Genomic DNA, 20,145 nt, shown 5'->3' with positions numbered 1-20,145 from the left:
GGTTAAATGCGGATTGGGTTGGCTTTGGCCAAGTGGTCAAGCTGCATCAACATTTCAATTAATGCGGGCATATCCGCCAGGCGGATCATGTTGGGGCCATCGCAAGGGGCGTTGTCGGGGTCTTGGTGCGTCTCGGTAAAGACCGCGGCCACACCAACCGCCACGGCGGCGCGGGCCAAAACAGGTGCAAATTCGCGCTGCCCGCCTGATGCGCCACCCAAGCCCCCAGGTTGTGCCACAGCGTGGGTTGCATCCATTACAACGGGGCAGCCCGTTTTTGCCATCTCGGGCAGAGACTGCATATCAACCACGAGGCGGTTATAGCCGAAACTGACCCCGCGCTCGGTGAGCAGGATCCGATCATTGCCCGTGCTTTCGATTTTGGCGACCACATTGGGAATATCCCACGGGGCAAGAAACTGTCCCTTTTTGACGTTGATCACGGCACCCGTCCTTCCCGCCGCTAGCAAAAGGGCGGTTTGGCGACACAGAAAAGCAGGGATCTGGAGAATATCCACCACCTCGGCCACGGGCGCGCATTGCTCTTTTTCGTGAATATCGGTCAGAACAGGCACGCCAATCGTGGATTTAACAGATGCCAAAACCTCAAGGCCTTTATCCAAGCCCAAGGGGGGCGCGGCATTGAGTGAGGTGCGATTGGCCTTATCAAAGCTGCCCTTGAAAATATACTGCGCGCCTGCCTTTTCGCAGGCCTCTTTTAGGATACCTGCAATCATCTGCGCATGATCCGCGCTTTCCAATTGGCAAGGCCCCGCAATAAGGGTGAGCGGGCGGTCGTTGCCGACCGTCAGATTTCCGATTTGCACGTCTCTCATATTTTTTACGCCGATACCTGTTCGCGAAGAATGGATGCTGTCATTGATATCAACAGGTAGATGCCCGAAAACACAAGGAAGGCAAGCAATGTATTTTCAAAACTGCGCTGATAAGCCGCCTCGTCAGGCGCGACAGGAAAGACACTCATAGATAGGTAAAGTGTTTGGCATTTTGTTGCAAGATTGCGTCTGATCCTGCCCCCCGCCCTTGCGGAGGCCGAGGCGGGGCAATACGGGATGGGGTGAATAATCCTGACCTGCGCGTCTTTTGCGCAAGATGTTGGAGTGTTGATGGATGACCGAAACGCCCTTGGATCATGCCTATGCGCAAATGCAAGCAGACCCAGATGCCCAGATGCCGCGACTGCGGTTCTATGACCGCCTTTTGGGGGCTGAGCTATTCGTGCTGCTTGAGCGCCCAATGGCCGCTTGGCAGGATCGGATTGAGCCAAAAATCCTGACATCTGAGGGGGTTTCCTTCGTCTTAGCCTTTGACCGAGAAGAGCGGCTGTCTCAGTTCGTGGACGGGATAGAAGCGCCCTATGCTGCGCTTACGGGGCGGGCCTTGGCCAAAATGTTGGCGCCTCAGAATATTGGTCTGGGCTTGAACCTTGGGGTCGCGCCCAGCGAGATCTTGCTTGACGGCGCTGCGATGATTTGGCTGCGCGATATTGCCGAGCAGGGGCCAACATCCATAGATGCGCGCCCCGTGTCGCTGAACGCACCACGCGGCCTGCCGCAAGATGTGTTGATTGCTTTGGACGCCAAATTAGCAGGGCTGACGGGATTGGCCACAGGGGCCTATCTTGCCTTAGCCGAGTATGCCGATGGCAGTCACAGCCATATCCTATGCTTTATCGATGCAGCGCCGGAGGCGCATGCGGCTTTGGCGCGCGCCGTTTCAGAAACGCTCCATCTGTCTGGCGTTGAGGCGGGCATGCTTGATGTGGTGTTTTTGCCGGCGCATGAGGTCTTTGTCGCGAAATTGGCTAAGGTTGGCTTGCGTTTTGATCTGCGAGAGGTTGAAAAGCCACGGGAACGCCCCGCGCCGGGATCGGACCCAGATAACCCACCCAAGCTGCGATAGCTTGGCCCGCTGCAACGAAAGGCTTAGCCATGCAAACCGCATTGACGACCGAGCTCTACATTCTCGCCCTCGCTTTCTTTTTACAGGTATTCCAATTGATGCTGTATGGCGTTGTTGCGAATTTACAGGTCGGGGTCGGGTATTCCATGAGTGCGCGGGATACAGCCAAAAGTCTAACGGGTGTTGCGGGCCGATTGCAGCGCGCCTTAAACAACCATTTTGAGGCATTGATCTTCTTTGCTATCGCGGTGGGTTTGGTGACAGCGCTTGGGGCATCTAATGCCGCCACCGAAATTTGCGCCCATGCCTATTTGGTGGCGCGGATTCTTTATGTGCCGGCCTATGCGCAGGGACTCACGCCGTGGCGGTCTATCATTTGGGCGGTTGGGTTCTTTGCGACAATCGCTATGGTTGTGATCGCAGTTTTTTAATTTGTGATCACAAAGCCGAAAATCACCCCCTGAGCCGCGCTATTTTGGCCCGTTTTCGGGGGGGTGAGGGGTGAAAATCCTTGTTTCGCGCACGTCAATTTCCTATGCGCTTGGCAAATTCGGCCTGATACAGGGCCACGACCAAGCGCCAAGGAGGCGAAGATTATGGCAGATTATGATGTTATCGTTATTGGCGCAGGCCCTGGTGGCTATGTGTGCGCAATCCGTTGCGCACAATTGGGCCTTAAGACCGCCTGTGTCGAAGCCCGCGACACATTGGGCGGCACATGCCTTAATATTGGCTGCATTCCGTCTAAGGCGCTGCTGCACGCAAGCCATGCCTTGCACGAGGCAGAACATAACTTCGCCAAGATGGGCCTCAAAGGTGCTGCGCCCAAGGTCGATTGGAAAGGTATGCTGGCCTATAAAGATGACGTGATTGGCCAAAACACCAAAGGGATCGAGTTCCTGTTCAAAAAGAACAAGGTGGATTGGATCAAAGGGTTCGGCTCCATCCCTGCAGCGGGGCAGGTAAAGGTTGGCGACACAACCCACAACGCAAAATCGATCATCATTGCATCTGGCTCAACGCCGTCCACGCTGCCAGGCATTGAGATAGACGAAAAAATCGTGGTCACTTCTGAGGGCGCCTTGGCTCTGGGTAAAGTGCCCAAGAAAATGGTTGTCATTGGTGCTGGGGTCATCGGTCTTGAGCTTGGCTCGGTCTATGCCCGTCTTGGGGCCGAGGTCGAGGTGATTGAGTATCTCGATACCATTACCCCCGGTATGGACAGTGAAGTTGCCAAGAATTTCCAAAAAATCCTTTCAAAACAGGGTTTGAAATTTACGCTTGGGGCCGCTGTTCAAGGGGTAAAAACAACCAAGACCAATGCGACTGTCAGCTACAAATTGAAGAAAGATGACAGCGACCATCAGGTTGTTGCAGATGTGGTTCTGGTTGCGACTGGGCGCAAACCCTACACTGAGGGGCTTGGCCTTGATGCGCTTGGGGTGGAACTGTCCGAGCGCGGACAAATCAAAACGGATGGCCACTGGCAGACCAATATTAAGGGCGTTTATGCGATTGGTGATTGTATCGCAGGCCCAATGTTGGCGCATAAAGCCGAGGACGAAGGTATGGCCGTTGCCGAGGTTGTTGCGGGCAAACATGGCCATGTGAATTATGGTGTGATCCCTGGCGTGGTTTACACAAACCCCGAAGTGGCTTCGGTCGGCGCGACTGAGGAGATGCTGAAGGCTGAGGGCCGTGCCTGTAAGGTTGGGAAATTCTCCTTTATGGGCAACGGCCGCGCTAAGGCGAATTTCGCGGCGGATGGTTTTGTGAAAATCCTTGCCGACAAAGACACTGACCGCATTTTGGGGGCTCATATCATTGGCCCTGCGGCAGGGGATTTGATCCATGAGGTTTGTGTCGCGATGGAATTTGGCGCCAGTGCGCAGGATTTGGCGCTGACTTGTCATGCGCATCCTACATTCTCTGAGGCAGTGCGCGAGGCGGCATTGGCCTGTGGGGATGGGGCGATCCACGCCTGACTTGCGGCGTCTAAAACAAAGAGATGCCGAATGCAGGGGAGGCATTCGGTATCTCTCCATTGGGGTGTCTTGCACAACAGTTGAAAAAACCTTGGGCAAGTCTAACGGCGGGTTCCTGATTGGGGGGCTGTAAACCGCATGGCCCATTCAAAACCTGATGCAGTTTAAGCAATGGTTAATGGTCAGCCTCAGGTGGCCAATAGCCTCAATCCATGGGTGACATCGGCCCGAACAGCCAATCGCAGCCCTGGCTCATCTCCAGCTTTTAATGCGGCGAGGATGGAACGATGATGCTGTGGCGCATCGGTTCGGTGTAGCCGCCCGTAGAGCGCGCGCATTGTTGGTCCCAATTGCAGCCAAACCGTTTCGGCCAAAGCTAACATTGCTGGCGCTTGCGCCCGCAAATAGAGCGTGCGGTGGAATTCAAGGTTGTGGCGGATATAGGCAATGGCATCGCCCGTATGGATCACCCCTGCAATAGCGCTATTAGTGCTTTCCATTCGTTCGATGAGGGCCATATGCGCCCGCGGCAGGGCGCGTGCGGCCAATTCAGGCTCAAGCAATGCGCGCAACGCCGCCAGTTCTTCGATCCGTTCATTGCTGAGTTCGGGGGTCGACACGCGGCCTGACGCCGATAGGGACAGTGCGCCTTCGCTCACCAAACGCCTAACCGCCTCGCGTGCAGGCGTCATCGAGACCTGAAATTCTTGGCCAATTCCACGCAGCGTCATCGCCCGCCCTGGCAAAATTTCGCCATGCATAATGCGCGAGCGCAAAGCGCGATAGACCCGTTCATGGGCCACCGCAACGGTTTGTTCAGTTGGGCGCGGGTTAGTCGGCATAGGCCATATGTGATCACAAACCCTATCCTGTTGGCAAGCTCTCAAAGCGCCACGCTAAAATCTCGTTCCCATGGGTTTTCAGCCATGCGCGATGCCGTTGATAATCAGGGCAGAGCGAGGCGCAATGTGCCCAGAATTTTGGACCGTGGTTCATTTCTGCCAAATGCGCAACCTCATGGGCGGCGACATAATCTAGCACCTCAGGCGGGGCCATGATCAGTCGCCAAGAATACATCAAATGACCCTGCGCCGAGCAACTGCCCCAGCGGCTTTTGGTGTCACGAAGTGTGAGCTTGGAAAACTGTCTTCCCAGTTTATTCGCGTAATATTCCGAGGCTGTGTGGAGCCGCGCATTGGCGCGGTTTTTTAGAAAGGCGGCCACGCGAATGGGCAGGCGTAGATCATCGGTAACGCTCAAGCATCCATCGACCAGCTTTGCGGAACGGCCACTGCCCGCGATGATTGGATGGGGAATACCTTCGATGGGAATCACCGCACCAATGACAGGGCGCTGTGCTGTGGGGCGGTTTTGCAAATGCCCCATCAACCAATCACGGCGAGCGTGCAGAAAGGCCAAGGCCTCACCTTCTGGCGCCCAATGGGGCATGGTTAGGCTGACAGTGTCATCTCGATTGGACACGCGTAACGAAAATCGCGTGGCGCGCACTGATTTCTTCATCACCACCTCAACGGGCGGTGGCCCGTCCAAATGGTGAATCCAAGATGATGTCTTGCGCCGCATCGCAATAAGCCTCTGTGTTTCGTCAATCGAACGGGCAATCCGCGCATTAGTTTTCGGAAAGCCTTTGACACCCTATTCACATTGTGGCAGGGGATCGCAATTCTCTCGATAGCGTTCATTGAAGGGGGTGTCATGCCCAAAGAGGAATGGGGTGTTAAACGCGTATGCCCAACCACAGGCAAGCGTTTCTACGACCTAAACAAAGACCCAATCGTCAGCCCATATACGGGCGAGGTGGTCACATTAGATACTGGTAAAGGCAGCCGCAGCTTGGTCGCCGAAAAACCATCTGCCGCGTCTGCGGCTAAGTCCAACGCCCATGCGGATGATGAGGTGGTCTTGGATGATGAAGATGATTTGGTATTGGATGATGATTCCGATCTCGATGATGATCTTCTCGAAGATGACGATGACGACAATGTCTCGCTCGATGACATTGCCGATGTCGGTTCGGATGATGACGAGTAAACCACTCTGAAAACCGTTGCGTGTGGGGCGGATTTTTCGCTTGATCTGCCCCGCGCGACACCATACACCGCAGATCGCAACAAATGTTGCGCATGGTTACGGGGCCTTAGCTCAGCTGGGAGAGCGCTTGCATGGCATGCAAGAGGTCAGGGGTTCGATCCCCCTAGGCTCCACCAAATCCTCCTAACCCATTGATTTTATTATAAAATATATAGATATAATTAACAAAATACCATTTGTTACGTACAGTGGTACGTATGGCGACACGTACGCATAGGCTCCAAAGGAGGGGTTTAGGGGGCCATCGGAATGACCCGTCAATTTCATCCCCGCTTATAGCCCACATTCAGGTTGTGGTCAGTCTCACAAGTATCGCCTGAACAGCATTCAAAAATATTGGACTTACATATAGCACACTGCTCATGCCCATGAACTACAACGGTGTTCAGTGGTGAGTGACATCTAGGGCATCTCTGCTTGTGTCGATTAGCTGGGTGAAGAAGGTTATCCATCATTCTGTCCTGCCAAAGCTGGCCCTGCCAAAGTAGCGGCTGCAATGGTTGTGGCTAAGATGATGCGCTTCATGGCGTGGCCCTATCGTCTATCGCTTACACGATCACTGATGGCATCTCTTGCGGTGTCTCTGGCGGCATCTCTGGCATCGTTAGCACGATCATTGATGGCAGGCGTTGCGGCATCTCTTGCAGCATCTCTAACGGCATCTCTATTTTGTCCACCACCGAATTTGCCATCGGCCAATGCTTTACCAACAGGGGACAGGTCTGAATATTGAGCTACACACCCACACGTTGGATCATAGTGACAGTTTACATCAATACCACAAGCGCTAAACAAAAATGTCCTCGAACTGCCTCCAGCACCCCCTAGAGATTGAGCCAGCATCGAAGCCTGCTGCATATGTTGTTCAATACGGTTAGTTATTTCGTTTATTGCGCTCAACGCCAAGATTGCTTGACCAGATGCATCCACTAGCTCAATCCGCTTACGCCGCTCTCGTGCAGAGAGTATGCCGTCACCGTCCGTGTCTAACGCCATAGAAGCTGCTGTTGGTGCAAGAGTATCAGGATCAAGCCTTAGCCGAAGAAGGATAGCCGCTTGTTCAGCTACCAAAGTCGGTGGCGTGAAGATGGAGTCATTGAGCGTAAACTCCGTGTAACCTTCTGCATGAAGTTCTGAGACCATTGCCTCTATGCGAGGATCAACTTCCTGTGCCGTAGCTGATGTTAGGGCTAGAAGTGTGGCGGTGAGCGCTATGGCTACGAGGTGCTTCATCACATGGCTCCTGTTTCACCACAGCTTGAGCGCACAGGGTTACTTGGTCAAGCTTTGAGGGGATAAGCCGCTGTGGCTGATGGGGGTGGAAGACGGTATGCTTGGACCACTTGAGGGATAGGCCATCTTCTGGAGTGTCGGTTCAGCAGAGGCCGTCTTCCAACATGACGATAGCAGAAAATGCCTCAAAAATCCACGTCAGATTACTTAGGGTAGCGACACCACCTGAAATGCTCCAACATCTCACCCTGCCACGCTCTCAGCGCCTCTATGGCTCTGCTATGGGCCTACCTTTGGGTTATCACGATTGACTACCCACGCGCTGTGCTTCCAATAAGTATGCGCATTCGCGGGCGGTAAAACAAAAAGAACCATGGTTATGGCCCGCCGGATCTGGCGGGCCATTTTCTTTTGCCTCGGCGCTTGGGCAGAAAGGCGTTTACCTATAGGCAAAAAAACAGAACATATGTTCCATATTCAGCCGTATTTCTGGGCTATTCCGGGCTTGTCAGCACCTTATTTTTCCTCAAAAGAGGACAACGTTCCGCTTTTGTGAGGATTCGCCATGTTCGAACAGCTGGGCTTTGAAACCCTTACCGCTCCTCAGGCCGCACTGTGGTTTGCATTGGCTTTGGGATGCGCCTTTGGTGCTTTGGCGCAAATCACGCGCCTCTGCTTTCGCCGGATGATCGATGGTGAGGATCGCCGCCAAGCCGCCGGTACCTGGCTGATGGCGCTGGCTACAGCTACCCTGGGTACGCAGGCAGCCAAACTGATGGGCTGGATCGATTTTGCAGATCATCGCTTTATGGTCACAGATCTGCCCGTTGTTGCAATTCTCGTTGGTGGGTTTGCCTTCGGCGCCGGCATGATCCTGACGCGCGGATGCGTGGCGCGGCTGACCGTACTGGGCGCCAGTGGCAATCTGCGCGCGCTTCTGGTTCTAGTAGTCTTCGCAATTGTCGCCCATGCCACTTCAAAAGGGGTGCTGTCGGGCCTGCGGACCGGTTTAAAAGCTATCACCATAGATCTGGCCCCTACCCTGCCGGGTACGCCACTTCTGTTGGCGGCGCTGATTGCGGGCGCTGCATTGGTCTTTGCCTGGCGTTCGGGCCACGGGGCTGGAATGCTGGCTCTGGCAGCGCTGTTGGGGCTTTTGGTGCCTCTGGGCTGGGTTGGCACGGGCTTTCTACTGTTTGACGACTTCGATCCAATCGCATTGCAAAGCCTGTCTTTCACGGCACCTGTCACCGAAACTTTGTTTTGGGTTGTTGCCTCGACCGCCATTGCGCCTGGCTTTGGTGTGGGATTGATGGGAGGCACAGTGCTGGGTGCGGGTTCGGCGGCGCTCTTACGGGGGCAATTTGCTTGGTCTAGCTTTGACAGCCCTCGCCAAACCGCGCGCTATTTGGCTGGTGCCGGACTGATGGGCTTTGGTGCAGTTCTGGCCGGCGGATGCACCGTGGGTGCTGGCTTGTCTGGTGTGCCTACCCTGTCATTCGCAGCGATCTTGGCGTTGACGGCGATCGCACTGGGGGGCGCGCTTATGCGCTTTATACTCGCTGTAGTGCCTTTTGAACATGGCTCAAAAGCACCCAACGCATCAGTACAACCGGCCACGTAATCAGCGCACTCTTGATTGTTTGTTTCTCAAAGCCCAGAGCAACCGTTAGCTATGATTAGATGCTTTGCCAATAAACACTCAAGTTATGAATGAAGATTTGGTAAACAGGCTGGTCCAATCGGCTCAAAGCTTTTGTAGGTAAGTATGAATTCTCGATGACCGAGCTGTTCAGATTTAGTTTGTTGACCGCCTGCGACAGCATATACAAGTTCACTAATCTCTTGTCCTACTTCGTCGATCGTACGATGACCTTCGATAATGTCGCCTGCGTTAATATCCATATCGTCAAATAGGGCACGATAGGTCTCTGGATTGGCACAAATTTTAATGACTGGTGATATTGCAGAGCCTACCACTGAGCCGCGCCCTGTGACGAATAGGGTCATGTGCGCACCAGAGGCTATCATCTCAACGATTTCAGCATTGTCGCTGATGTTCGGGAAGCCAAACCGAACGTCTCCATCCGGTACCACGTCCATTAGATACAGTCCGCCGCATGGAGGGATATCGCCTGGTTTGATAAGGCCGGATATTTGACTACTGCCGGATTTTACATAGGCCCCGAGTGATTTTTCTTCAATTGTGGATAACCCACCTGCGGCATTACCTGCAGCAAAGCTCCCATACCCAAGTGTTTGATAATAACGTTCGGCTTTGAGTACACTTTCTCGTATTGCCTGCCCTAATTCTGGGGTCACTGCGCGTTCTGCCATGATTTCTTCGCAACCGATTAGCTCCCCTGTTTCTTCGAAAATACAGGCTGCGCCTTCTGCTACTAGGAAATCGAATGCGCGTCCGGCGGCAGGATTACCTGATATGCCTGATGTTCCATCTGATCCGCCACAGACCGTCCCGATTACTAGGTCAGAGGGTGCCAACGGTGTGCGCGAAACATTGTCAATTTCTAAAAGTGCGCTTTTTATCCAGTCCTGGCCTAATTTTATTGTCGATTTAGTGCCACCTGCTTTCTGAATTACAAGCGTGCGGACGGGCCTGCCCGATGCTTCTACGGCTGCAGAAACACGCACTTTGTCGAAGCTTTCACATCCCAGAGAAACGAATAGGACTGCACCAACATTGGGATGGGTGCAGAGGCGCTCCATCATTTGCGCAGCATATTCATTAGGAAAGCAACCTGGAAAACCAATTAATTGTACGTCTTGGCCCCGGAACTCTGTCACGATTTCGGATGCTACAAAATGTGCGCATTCCACCAAATACGCTACTAAAACACTGTTTCGTATACCTTTTCTGCCATCTTGTCGCAGCCAGCCTTCAATCATTTTACTTTCCTCAGCTGACGGCATCTGCGTCGTGTAATACAACGCTTGGTGTATAGGCAGAACGTACGTTGTGGACGTGCACATGTTCGCCAGGCGCGATGTCCACTGTAGCTACGCCGATCGGCATGCCATATTTTAAGACTACATCTCCAGACTTGATATGCCTGCAGGCGATCTTGTGAGCAATTGCGATCATTTGAGACAATTGCACCTGGCCTCCATCCATGTCGATCTTTGTGCCCTCATCAGCGTTAATTCTCGCAACAAGTGTGTTGTCATCAGGATGAAGTCGCATAAATGGGCATGCTTTGAGTTCTGTCATAGGTACACTGCCTCTGAAGCTTACACTTATAGAAACATGAAATAATAAGGTAAGCTTTGTCAAAACTGTTTGAGAACTATGAAGATTACGAATTCTGCAGTAGCATACGGGTTCCGCTGACGAATTCGCTTTTTTCGATCTAGGTGGTCTCTGGGGTACGAGTGTCTTGTGTTTTCGGCTTGGTGATAAAAAATGGCTAATTCCTCCGTTGATAAAAAATCTTGGAACTATAGTCCAAATGAGCCTATTCGATACAATCCGTTGTTTGAGTGGCCTATCGATGTCGCGAAGACGTTCAGATGGATTGTTTTCCGTTGGATCAGCATTTCACGGGCATTGTTTATCGCAATACTAGCGGTTGGAGCTTATCATTACTTAACTCCTAGCCTTGAAGCCTTTCAGGAACCAAGTTCTGAAATTATAGCTTTAACCTACGTTCGTAACTCAGCCATACTATTTTTGGTGGCCGGGTCACTTCATATGTATCTTTATTCTTTAAGGATGCAGGGAGATGACTTTAAATTTTTAAAACGAAAAATGGCCCAAAAAAACAAGTTTTTCAGTTTTAATGACCAGGTGTATGACAATATTTTTTGGAGCCTGGTTAGCGGTGTTACCGTGTGGACGGCATACGAGATTTTGTATTTAAATCTTCTCGCCAATGGCTTGATAAGCGTGATGCCATTCAACGACCACCCTTTACAATTTTTTGCATGGCTTTTGGTGCTGCCAATGGTTCGATCTGGTCACTTTTATTTTATCCATCGGTTGCTGCATCATCCCTTCTTGTACAAGCATGTCCACAGTACCCATCATAGGAACGTGCACACCGGTCCATGGTCTGGCATTTCAATGCATCCAATCGAAAACTTAATTTATCAATCGTCAGTATTGATACATTTTGTGATACCGTCCGAACCCGCTATAGTCTTTGTTCATCTATTTATGACGTCGCTTGGCCCGGCTTTTTCACATTCTGGTTTTGAAAAAATTCTGGCTAAAAAGACGACGTTACTCGACTCGGCGGACTTCCATCATCAGTTACATCATAGGTATTTTGAATGTAACTATGGAACTATGGAGGTTCCATTAGACGTTTGGTTTGGTACAGATCATGACGGCACCAAAGAAGCCACAAATCGTGTCCGTCTAAAAGTTAGCAAAAAGAGTGTATAGGTCTCTCAAGAGTATTTTGAGCCTCGTAAAATGCAGTCACAAATGGTTTTGAGGGATCCCGTTTTTTGAAATTATAACGCTTGAGGACAGTCCTTCTGTAAGACTGCTAAGATCTACTATTTGCTGAGAAATTGTGGAGTTTAAATGGGGCCAAGTTGCGTTGACCCCATTTAACGTCATTGCAAAACCTCTTTGATTGCCTCTGCCGTCACGCTGACGACAGTATCCGCTTCCTCGCGGCTGAGGCATAGCGGTGGCGCATAGCCAATGATATCGCCCTGTGGCATGGCCCGTGCAACCACCCCGCGCCGCGCCATTGCGGCGACAATCTGGGGGGTAATCTTCTTGGCGGGGTCAAAGAAGGTGCGCGTTTCGCGATCCTCAACCAATTCTACCGCGCATAGCATCCCATCACCACGCACCTCGCCCACTTGGGCATGCTCAGCAAGGGCGGTGCGCATGGCTTGGTTGAAATAGGCGCCCGTGTCGCGGGCATTCTCAACCAAATTCAGGCTGTCCAAAAGTTTGAGATTGGCAACACCTGCCGCCGCGCCGATGGGGTGGGCGGAATATGTCCAACCATGCCCCAAGGGGCCGAATTCATCGGTGCCATCCTCAAGAACCTTCCAAACTTTGTTGGAAATAATGGATCCTGAGAGCGGCGCATAGGCCGAGGTTAGGCCTTTGGCGATGGTCATGATGTCTGGTGTGATGCCATAATGGGGCGAGCCAAACATTGATCCCATGCGGCCAAAGCCCGTGACCACTTCATCTGCAATCAACAAGATGTCATGCTTTTGCAGAACGGGTTGGATTGCCTCCCAATACCCTGCCGGCGGCGGCACAATCCCGCCTGTTCCCAGCAAGGGTTCTGCGATAAAGGCCGCGATAGTGTCTGCACCTTCGCGGGCGATCAGCTCCTCAAGATCAGCCGCGCATTTGGCAGAGAATTCCGCCTCGGAGAGGCTGAGGTCATCACGGCGGAAGTAATAAGGGCTGGTTGTGTGCAAGACCGCATCAAGAGGCAGGTCAAATTTTTGATGGAACAGGCTCAACCCTGTCAGGGATCCCGACATCAGGCCTGAGCCGTGATAGCCGCGCCAGCGCGAGATGATCTTTTTCTTCTGCGGCAACCCACGGATATTGTTGTAATACCAAACCAGTTTGATGTTGGTTTCATTGGCATCCGATCCACCAAGCCCGAAATAGACCTTTGACATATGGTCGGGCGCACGATCCATGACCATCTGCGCAAGCGTGATTGAGGCCTCAGTGCCATGGCCTACATAGGCGTGGTAATATGCCAATTCGCGGGCTTGCTCGGCAATGGCCTCGGCCACTTCTTGACGGCCATAGCCGATATTCACGCAGTAAAGCCCAGCAAATGCGTCCAAAAAACGATTTCCATCGCGGTCGGTGATGTGACAGCCGCTTGCGGTTTGCACGATCCGATTGGGGCTTTCGCCGCGGGCGTGCTGCGCAAGATGTGTTGAAGGGTGCATGAAGCTGTCGCGATCCCATTTCGACAGCTGATCATTGGTAAGCATCGGCTTTGTCCTTTGTCATGTGGTTTGGCACGTTTGCCGCAAGCCTAAGAGAAAATCCGTCCCAGTGCCATGCCTTGCGGCGAAGTCATGGATCACAGACCCGACACTGTGATTGGCGCAAGCGACGTTTTTGGTGCAAGCAATGACGCGAAGCGGGAAGCGGTGGGCGGTGAATTATCGAAAACTTGGCCCACCAACAGGAGGCGGCAGATGGTTTCTCGCATTCATAACTTTCCAACCCAAGAATATCAGGCGCGTATTGCGCGCACGCGCGCCGAGATGGCCGCGCGAAATTTGGATTTCATCATTGTAACTGACCCGTCCAATATGGCGTGGTTGACGGGCTATGACGGTTGGTCATTTTACGTCCATCAAGCGGTGCTCTTGGGCCATAAAGGCGAGCCGATTTGGTGGGGCCGCGCGATGGATGGATTGGGTGCTTTACGCACAGTCTGGATGTCAGATGACGCTGTGGTTGGCTATGATGACACCTATGTGCAAAACCCCGAAAAACACCCGCATGAAACCCTTGCGAGCCTGATCCATGATCATGGTGGCCTGCGAGGGCGCATTGGCGTTGAGATGGATAATTACTATTTCTCTGCTGCTGCCTATGCGGCTCTAGTGAAGGGGCTGCCTGATGCTGAATTTGTGGACAGCACAGGTTTGGTCAATTGGCAACGCGCGGTGAAATCCGAGCAGGAAATCACCTATATGCGCCGCGCTGCAAAGATTGTGGAGCGGATGCACGAAGTCATCCGTGAAACGGCTGAGCCTGGCATGCCGAAAAACGCTCTTGTGGCCGAGATTAGCCGCACAGGCATTTTGGGTGCGGATGGTCATTGGGGCGATTATCCCGCCATCGTGCCCCTGACCCCCTCAGGTGTGGATGCCACGGCCCCGCATCTGACATGGGATGACAAACCTATGGCTGCGGGCGAAGCGACCTTTTTTGAAATCGCAGGCTGTTATCGCCGCTATCATTGCCCTCAATCGCGAACCCTATTCTTGGGCGAGCCGCCTGAAAAATATCGCCGTGCCGAAGAGGCGGTGGTCGAGGCAATCCATGCAGGCCTTGAACAAGCAAAGCCAGGGAATTTCTGTGAAGATATTGCGAATGCCTTTAACAAAAAGCTCAATGAAATGGGGTTCGAGAAAGACAGTCGCTGTGGCTACGCGATTGGTCTAAGCTATCCGCCTGACTGGGGCGAGCGCACGATGAGCTTTCGGCGCGGGGATCGTTCCGTTCTTAAACCAGGAATGACCTTCCATTTCATGCCTGCTTTGTGGTTGGATGATGGCGGGCTTGAAATTACTGAGCCGATCCTGATTACCGAGACAGGTGTTGAATGCCTGTCTAACTTGCCACGCGAGGTATTTGTGAAATGACCCCAACCATTGCCCTTGATGGCATGGGCAAGGCGCATGGCCATTTGCGCCTGCCCCATAGCCGTGATGACAGCGCATGGGGCCACGTTATGATTCCCATCTGCGTCATCGGCAATGGGGATGGCCCGACCGTTTTGTTGACGGGCGGCAATCATGGGGATGAGTATGAAGGGCCGATTGCCCTGCATGATTTGGCTTATTCACTTGAGGCCTCTGATGTCGCGGGGCGGGTCATCATTCTGCCGCAGATGAATACGCCCGCCTTTTTGGCGGCAAGCCGCACATCGCCGATTGATCAAGGCAATATGAACCGCGCCTTCCCTGGAAATGCGCGCGGCACGGTCACACAGAAAATCGCAGCATATCTCAACGATGAACTCCTGCCGCGGGTTGATGCGGTTTTGGATTTCCACTCAGGCGGCAAGACGTTGGATTTTCTGCCCTTTGCCGCAAGCCATGTCTTGTCCGATGCGGCCCAAGATCAGGCTTGTGCGCAGGCCGCCCGCGCCTTTGGCGCACCTTATACTGCTAAAATGCTTGAGATTGATGACACAGGTATGTTTGACGGCGCGGTTGAGCGCGCAGGGAAAACCTTCGTGACGACCGAGCTTGGTGGCGCAGGGATGGCGCGCGCGGAAACAGTCGCGATTGCCAAGCGCGGGGTGCGCAATTTTTTGGTTCATTTGGGCGTTGTGCAGGGCAAGGTAGAAGAGGCGCCAAGTAGCCTGTTAGATATGCCTGATGCGGATTGTTTTACCTTTGCCGAAATGAATGGGCTTTATGAACCCGTTGTTGATTTGGGCGCACGCCTGCGCGCGGGCGATCTTGTTGCCCGTATTTGGCCTGTTGAGGCCACAGGCAAACCCCCGCTCGGCCTTCTGGCCAAGCGTGATGGTTTGCTTGTGGCCCGCCACGCACCTGGCCTGATCAAATCAGGCGATTGTGCAGCGGTGTTGGCTGTCGAGTTGGGCGCTGCCTAATCTGCGCCCTCAACCTTGTGCAGGTCTTGCATGAGCACGGGATCGACCCCGCGCTGGGTGAGTTCGTAAGCCGTGTAAGAGAGCCATAGAGCGAACTCACGCCCTTTGCAGATGTCTTGACGATTTTCGCCATCCTTGAAAGTGCGTGCGATCACTTCGCAGGCCTTTAGCACTATGCCGATCAAATCGGACACGCGCACTTCGGGCCATTCTTTTGCAAGTTTTTTGGCGCAATCGCTGAAATCTGATGTTTCAGACACAAGCAAAGCCAAAACTGCCTCAAGCAGTTCTTCATCTTCCATGGACATGTGGGGTTTTCCCGTACCAATTAATTATGGCTGGATTCTCCGAGCCGTATCCTGACAGGCTTTTCCTGCGGGCGCTCTGGTGCTGCACATGCCGTGCCAAGATGAATAAAAAAACCCAAAAATTTGAAAAACACTTTCCATGAATTTTGGTTAACTTCTCCGAAGCGGTGTTTTTGCCGTGGAAGGGGGGCATCTTGGGCGTTAGGGTGCGCCCATGTCTGCGTTGACCTTCTCCTCTGATCAGGCCGAGGCCTTTGATAATGTTGCCGCCATGTTGGCGGGGCATGGTGTGGACATTGAAGCCGAGACGATCACCCCAATCTCAGATGGCCAATCAGGCGTTCTGGCGATTACGGGAAAAGCGGGCTCTGGGAAAACAATGCTGTTATCGGCCTTGGTAAAAGGTCTTGAGGCCGCAGGGGTCGACCTGATCACAGGTGATTTCGAGCCGCGCCGCCGAAAAGACCGCAGGTCTGCTGCAATCCTTGCCCCCACCAATAAAGCCGCAAGCGTTTTGCGCATGCGCGGGGTGCCAGCCACAACGATCCACCGCATTCTGTATACGCCTGTTTATGACCCTGAATTTGAAAAGGTCGCAGAATGGCTCACAGGGCAGGGGGAAAGGCCGCAGATTGAAGCCCTGAGTGATGAGGCGTTAGAGCGCGCGCGCCTGACCTATGAAACCCATAAATCGGTTCCTGCAGCCTTGGCTGCAGCGGGCTTGCGTGGGTCGGATTTCATCACAGGCTGGAAACGGCGAGAGGAGCCATTGGATATCGGTCTGGTCGATGAGGCCAGCATGTTGGATGATAAGCAATTCACGGATTTGCGCGAGATATTTCCCGCGCTTGTTCTGTTCGGCGATCCCGCCCAATTGGCGCCCGTGGGGCAGTCAGGCAAAATGGTGTTCGAGCAGATCAACCAAAAAGCGGTTTTTTCCTTGGGCCGTATCCATCGCCAAGATGCAGATAACCCGATCCTTGATCTGGCCCATGCCTTGGGGGATCCCGCGCTTGAGTTCGAGCAATTTGCACGGATGATTGAGCAGGCGGCCGCGCGGGATGAGCGCGTGGTTGTTTCGCCGCGCGCTGACAGTGATTTGATGGCTCGCAGCCCCGTTTTGGTTTGGCGCAATGCCACACGGGTGCGATTGATCACGGGCTTCCGATCGGTGCATGGCGCGCCCTCTGATGCGCTATTGCCAGGCGAACCTCTGATTTGTGATGGGATTGAATTGCCGCTGAAGCATCGCAAGAAGCGCATCGATCTTGAGGCGCGCGGATTGATTAAGGGGGCGCAGGTTGTCTATGTTGGGCCAGGCTCAAAACCTGGGTTTTCGCGCTTGCATGTCATAGGGGCCGAGGCGCCGCGCCTTTCGGCCGCCTCTATCGTGAAAATTGAACTGCCCGATGAGGAGGAACCATTCATCCCCTATGCCGCCCATATGGGCGCTGCGTTTTTGCATGGGGCTGCGGTGACGATCCATAAGGCACAAGGCAGCCAATGGCCCGATGTGCAGGTCTTTGCCCCTGATCTTTACGCGGCAAGCCGCATGGGCCGTGTCGAAGCGGGGCAACCATTATGGAAGCGCTTGGCCTATGTGGCGATTACGCGGGCCGAGAACCGCTTGATTTGGGTGACGCGCTATATGCTGTCAAAGCCCAAAAGCCCGCTTGGGGTCAGTGATCTGGAGGTGCCAAGCGCTCCTTTGGTCTTAGCTGCCCAATCAGGCCCGGATTATGCGGAATAGGGCGGAGACAAGCCACCCCACGGCAATGGCGATGAAGAGCGCCAAAAACCCGTAAAGCAGCGGCTGTTCATTTGCGAGACGATAGGCTGCGCGCTCAATCCCGACTTTTCGAACGGCAATCGTGTTTTCATGTGCACTGATGACGCGCCCTTCACGGGTCAGGAAAATGCGCACCAAGTAATCCCCCTCAACCAAATTTGCGGGCAGGGTGATAGAGGTCGAAAATAGGGTATCTTCCCGCAGATCGACACTGTTTTCATTAATCTGATAGAGGCCTTCTTCGGCGCGCAGACGGGCTAGGGCTTCGAGGAACCCACTGGCATGATCTGCTCCGCCAGCGGCATTGCGAAACGCACGCGGCAGAGAGATGCTATAAAGCACATCAGAAACACTGCTAATCGCGTCACGATAGGGGGCGCTGGTGGCGACAGCATAAAATGTTGGCGCAGCATCGATATGCGCAAAGGCGCGGTTGATCCAAATCCCGCCAAAGCGTTCCTTACGCCGCATTGTGACAGGGCGGCTTGGGCCTGCGACAGTCACCACGACCTCAAGGTCTGTATCGCGTGCAATGGGCGCTTCGCGCCGCACAGCCCCAAAAATCAAAATTTCGGAACCAGAGAAATTGGTCGTAATCGAGATGCTGTCTTGGCTGAACCCAGCGACCACATCTTCGGCCCAGACCGGCAGAAGCGTGGACAGATAAACGAAGAGTGCGACAAGCATTCTCATAGTCCCACCCCCGCTTGGTAAGAGATGGAATAGAGCTCGGCGGGTTCGACCAAGAGATCAAAAGCCAATTTTGCACAGACGATCAAGACGAGGCTCGCCAATAAAATCCGCAATTGCTCGGCCCGTAATTTTGTGCCGATTTGCGTTCCGATTTGCGCGCCAATCGCGCCGCCGACCAAAAGAACAATCGCCAAAAAAATATCGACCGTGCGGTTCGTTGCGGCATGCATCACAGTGGCAAAGCCAGTGACAAAAATAATCTGGAACAGGGATGTGCCAACCACAACTTTGGTGGGCATTCCCAGGAGATAGATCATGACAGGCACCATGATGAACCCGCCACCGACCCCCATGATGGCCGCCAAAAGCCCGACAAACGCCCCTGCAACAAGTGGGGGGATTACAGAAATATACAGCCCCGAAACACGGAATTTCATTTTGAAGGGCAGGGCGTGAACCCAGTTATGTTTGCGCCGCTTTGGGGCTGTGCCATGGCGACTTCTGCGCAAGGCGCGTAGGCTTTCGACAAACATCATGCTGCCGATGATGCCCAAGAACACCACATAGGAAATCTGCACCACCAGATCGACCTGACCCATGGCGCGCAAAATCGCGAAAAGCTGCACACCTGCGCCTGCGCCGATCAAGCCGCCAATCAGCAAAACCATACCCATGCGCAAATCAACTGTGCGCCGCTTGAGATGGGCCATCACGCCTGAAACGGATGACGCCACGACCTGACTGGCGGATGTGGCAACCGCCACAGCGGGGGGGATGCCGATGAAAAACAGCAAAGGCGTGATCAAAAAGCCGCCGCCGACCCCAAACATACCTGACAATATGCCAACCAATCCGCCAATCCCGAGAATGGCAAAAGCGTCAACACTGACTTCGGCGATGGGCAGATAGATTTGCATAAGGGGGGCCGTTCATCACTCTTATCCCCTTACAGCACAGGCAGACAGTCGGGAAAAGTTAAATTTCTTTAACCATTTTTGAGATAGTGCCGCAAAAGGCTTTCGAATTTCTGTGCTCCCAAGGGGGCCATGGCCTTTGTATGCTCATGGCTGATGGCTTCATCAGAGAGGCCTGCTGCCATGTTTGTGATGACCGATACCGCCGCGACCTCAAGACCTAAAAAGCGACATAAGATGACTTCGGGCACAGTGGACATTCCCACCGCATCTGCGCCAAGGGTGCGGATTGCGCGGATTTCGGCTGGCGTCTCGAAGGAAGGGCCAGAATACCACGCATAGACCCCTTCGCGAAGGCGGATGCCCTTTTCCTCTGCGGCATGGCGCAAGTCTGCACGCATCGCAGTACTATAAGCATTTTTCATCGGAACAAATCGGGCATCGTCTTCGATACCGATAAGTGGGTTTAGTCCTGAAAAATTGATGTGATCGTTTATTAACATTAAGTCTCCGGGAAGAGATTCTGAACTTAACGATCCCGCCGCGTTGGTGATTATAATCCTCTTGCCACCGAGTTTCTTGAAAGTTTCTAACGGTGTGCGCATTGCATCTGCTTTGCCTTGTTCATAGTAGTGACTTCGGCCATTAAAAATTAAAACTCTGCGACCTTCCAATTCTCCTATAACAAGTTCAGATTTGTGACCTGAAACCTTAGAAATTGGAAAATTTAAAAGATCAGAGTAGGGTATCTTGTGTCCCTGAACTAAATCTAAAAGATGGCCCATTCCTGACCCTAAGATTACACCTATATCGGGTGGCATAGTTCCCGTAATTGACTGAATTTTTGAGATATTATCCATTTTTTAA

General features: G+C 53.1%; 21 protein-coding genes, 1 tRNA gene and 1 pseudogene. 11 read left to right on the top strand and 12 right to left on the bottom strand.

Going from position 1 to position 20,145, the window contains the following annotated elements:
* Positions 1-2: 2 nt before the first annotated feature.
* A complete protein-coding gene (gene kdsA / locus AAC636_RS10850; RefSeq protein ID WP_340301513.1) occupies positions 3-836 on the bottom strand; it encodes a 3-deoxy-8-phosphooctulonate synthase in 834 nt (277 codons plus the stop codon).
* Between the two features lie 5 nt (positions 837-841).
* A pseudogene (locus AAC636_RS12510) lies at positions 842-1,003 on the bottom strand (capsule biosynthesis protein); the annotation flags it as partial.
* Between the two features lie 128 nt (positions 1,004-1,131).
* On the opposite strand from AAC636_RS12510, the gene AAC636_RS10845 reads away from it, so the two are divergent.
* The 3 genes from AAC636_RS10845 to lpdA all read left to right on the top strand — a co-directional run bounded on the left by AAC636_RS10845 (position 1,132) and on the right by lpdA (position 3,908).
* Positions 1,132-1,923, top strand: coding sequence for an SseB family protein (locus tag AAC636_RS10845; protein WP_340301512.1), 792 nt, complete (start codon positions 1,132-1,134; stop codon positions 1,921-1,923).
* A gap of 29 nt (positions 1,924-1,952) precedes the next feature.
* Entirely contained in the window at positions 1,953-2,354 is a 402-nt protein-coding gene (locus tag AAC636_RS10840; RefSeq protein ID WP_340301511.1) for an MAPEG family protein, read from the top strand.
* A gap of 165 nt (positions 2,355-2,519) precedes the next feature.
* Complete coding sequence (lpdA, locus tag AAC636_RS10835) at positions 2,520-3,908, top strand: dihydrolipoyl dehydrogenase (RefSeq protein ID WP_340301510.1); 1,389 nt, start codon at positions 2,520-2,522, stop codon at positions 3,906-3,908.
* Positions 3,909-4,096: 188 nt separating this feature from the next.
* On the opposite strand, the gene AAC636_RS10830 is transcribed toward lpdA, so the two are convergent.
* Both AAC636_RS10830 and AAC636_RS10825 read right to left on the bottom strand, forming a co-directional pair.
* Positions 4,097-4,750 carry a GntR family transcriptional regulator gene (locus AAC636_RS10830; RefSeq protein ID WP_340254193.1) on the bottom strand — a complete coding sequence of 218 codons (654 nt, stop codon included), beginning with the start codon at positions 4,748-4,750 and terminating at the stop codon, positions 4,097-4,099.
* 22 nt (positions 4,751-4,772) lie between these two features.
* Positions 4,773-5,492: a M48 family metallopeptidase gene (locus AAC636_RS10825; RefSeq protein ID WP_340301509.1), complete on the bottom strand. Its 720-nt coding sequence runs from the start codon at positions 5,490-5,492 to the stop codon at positions 4,773-4,775.
* Between the two features lie 132 nt (positions 5,493-5,624).
* On the opposite strand from AAC636_RS10825, the gene AAC636_RS10820 reads away from it, so the two are divergent.
* Both AAC636_RS10820 and AAC636_RS10815 read left to right on the top strand, forming a co-directional pair.
* Positions 5,625-5,960 carry a TIGR02300 family protein gene (locus AAC636_RS10820; protein ID WP_317655704.1) on the top strand — a complete coding sequence of 112 codons (336 nt, stop codon included), beginning with the start codon at positions 5,625-5,627 and terminating at the stop codon, positions 5,958-5,960.
* A 100-nt stretch (positions 5,961-6,060) separates the two neighbouring features.
* A tRNA-Ala gene (locus AAC636_RS10815) sits at positions 6,061-6,136 on the top strand.
* Positions 6,137-6,554: 418 nt separating this feature from the next.
* Here AAC636_RS10815 and AAC636_RS10810 read toward each other — a convergent pair.
* On the bottom strand, positions 6,555-7,253 hold the full coding sequence (locus tag AAC636_RS10810) for a hypothetical protein (protein WP_340301508.1): 699 nt from the start codon (positions 7,251-7,253) through the stop codon (positions 6,555-6,557).
* A 379-nt stretch (positions 7,254-7,632) separates the two neighbouring features.
* On the opposite strand from AAC636_RS10810, the gene AAC636_RS10805 reads away from it, so the two are divergent.
* Complete coding sequence (locus AAC636_RS10805) at positions 7,633-7,809, top strand: hypothetical protein (protein WP_340301507.1); 177 nt, start codon at positions 7,633-7,635, stop codon at positions 7,807-7,809.
* Positions 7,810-7,818: 9 nt separating this feature from the next.
* Positions 7,819-8,877, top strand: a complete 1,059-nt coding sequence (locus AAC636_RS10800) for a YeeE/YedE family protein (RefSeq protein WP_340301506.1) — start codon at positions 7,819-7,821, stop codon at positions 8,875-8,877.
* An 83-nt stretch (positions 8,878-8,960) separates the two neighbouring features.
* On the opposite strand, the gene AAC636_RS10795 is transcribed toward AAC636_RS10800, so the two are convergent.
* Positions 8,961-10,160, bottom strand: a complete 1,200-nt coding sequence (locus AAC636_RS10795; RefSeq protein WP_340254211.1) for a UxaA family hydrolase — start codon at positions 10,158-10,160, stop codon at positions 8,961-8,963.
* 10 nt (positions 10,161-10,170) lie between these two features.
* Entirely contained in the window at positions 10,171-10,482 is a 312-nt protein-coding gene (locus AAC636_RS10790; protein WP_340301505.1) for a UxaA family hydrolase, read from the bottom strand.
* 192 nt (positions 10,483-10,674) lie between these two features.
* Here AAC636_RS10790 and AAC636_RS10785 point away from each other — a divergent pair, with 192 nt between their 5' ends.
* Positions 10,675-11,658, top strand: a complete 984-nt coding sequence (locus AAC636_RS10785; RefSeq protein WP_340254217.1) for a sterol desaturase family protein — start codon at positions 10,675-10,677, stop codon at positions 11,656-11,658.
* A gap of 176 nt (positions 11,659-11,834) precedes the next feature.
* Here AAC636_RS10785 and AAC636_RS10780 read toward each other — a convergent pair whose 3' ends face one another.
* Positions 11,835-13,205: an aspartate aminotransferase family protein gene (locus AAC636_RS10780; RefSeq protein WP_340301504.1), complete on the bottom strand. Its 1,371-nt coding sequence runs from the start codon at positions 13,203-13,205 to the stop codon at positions 11,835-11,837.
* A 210-nt stretch (positions 13,206-13,415) separates the two neighbouring features.
* On the opposite strand from AAC636_RS10780, the gene doeA reads away from it, so the two are divergent.
* Together doeA and doeB are read left to right on the top strand one after the other, a co-directional pair.
* Positions 13,416-14,594: an ectoine hydrolase DoeA gene (gene doeA / locus AAC636_RS10775; RefSeq protein ID WP_340244512.1), complete on the top strand. Its 1,179-nt coding sequence runs from the start codon at positions 13,416-13,418 to the stop codon at positions 14,592-14,594.
* Positions 14,591-15,574, top strand: a complete 984-nt coding sequence (gene doeB / locus AAC636_RS10770; protein WP_340301503.1) for a N(2)-acetyl-L-2,4-diaminobutanoate deacetylase DoeB — start codon at positions 14,591-14,593, stop codon at positions 15,572-15,574. The genes doeA and doeB overlap by 4 nt, the downstream gene beginning before the upstream one ends.
* Here the strand turns inward: doeB and AAC636_RS10765 are convergent.
* Entirely contained in the window at positions 15,571-15,882 is a 312-nt protein-coding gene (locus tag AAC636_RS10765; RefSeq protein ID WP_340301502.1) for a hypothetical protein, read from the bottom strand. The genes doeB and AAC636_RS10765 overlap by 4 nt on opposite strands.
* A gap of 214 nt (positions 15,883-16,096) precedes the next feature.
* On the opposite strand from AAC636_RS10765, the gene AAC636_RS10760 reads away from it, so the two are divergent.
* Positions 16,097-17,632, top strand: a complete 1,536-nt coding sequence (locus AAC636_RS10760; RefSeq protein WP_340301501.1) for an ATP-dependent DNA helicase — start codon at positions 16,097-16,099, stop codon at positions 17,630-17,632.
* Here the strand turns inward: AAC636_RS10760 and AAC636_RS10755 are convergent.
* The 3 genes from AAC636_RS10755 to AAC636_RS10745 form a co-directional block, all read right to left on the bottom strand.
* Entirely contained in the window at positions 17,609-18,358 is a 750-nt protein-coding gene (locus tag AAC636_RS10755; RefSeq protein ID WP_340301500.1) for a TIGR02186 family protein, read from the bottom strand. The two genes, AAC636_RS10760 and AAC636_RS10755, sit on opposite strands and share 24 nt — an antisense overlap.
* A gap of 2 nt (positions 18,359-18,360) precedes the next feature.
* Entirely contained in the window at positions 18,361-19,281 is a 921-nt protein-coding gene (locus AAC636_RS10750) for a sulfite exporter TauE/SafE family protein (protein ID WP_340301499.1), read from the bottom strand.
* 68 nt (positions 19,282-19,349) lie between these two features.
* Positions 19,350-20,138: a purine-nucleoside phosphorylase gene (locus AAC636_RS10745; protein WP_340298415.1), complete on the bottom strand. Its 789-nt coding sequence runs from the start codon at positions 20,136-20,138 to the stop codon at positions 19,350-19,352.
* Between the last annotated feature and the right edge of the window lie 7 nt (positions 20,139-20,145).

The sequence above is a fragment of the Roseobacter sp. HKCCD5988 genome, assembly GCF_037830355.1.
Classification (GTDB): Bacteria; Pseudomonadota; Alphaproteobacteria; order Rhodobacterales; family Rhodobacteraceae; genus M30B80.
This window is presented reverse-complemented; position numbering and strand designations above follow the sequence as displayed.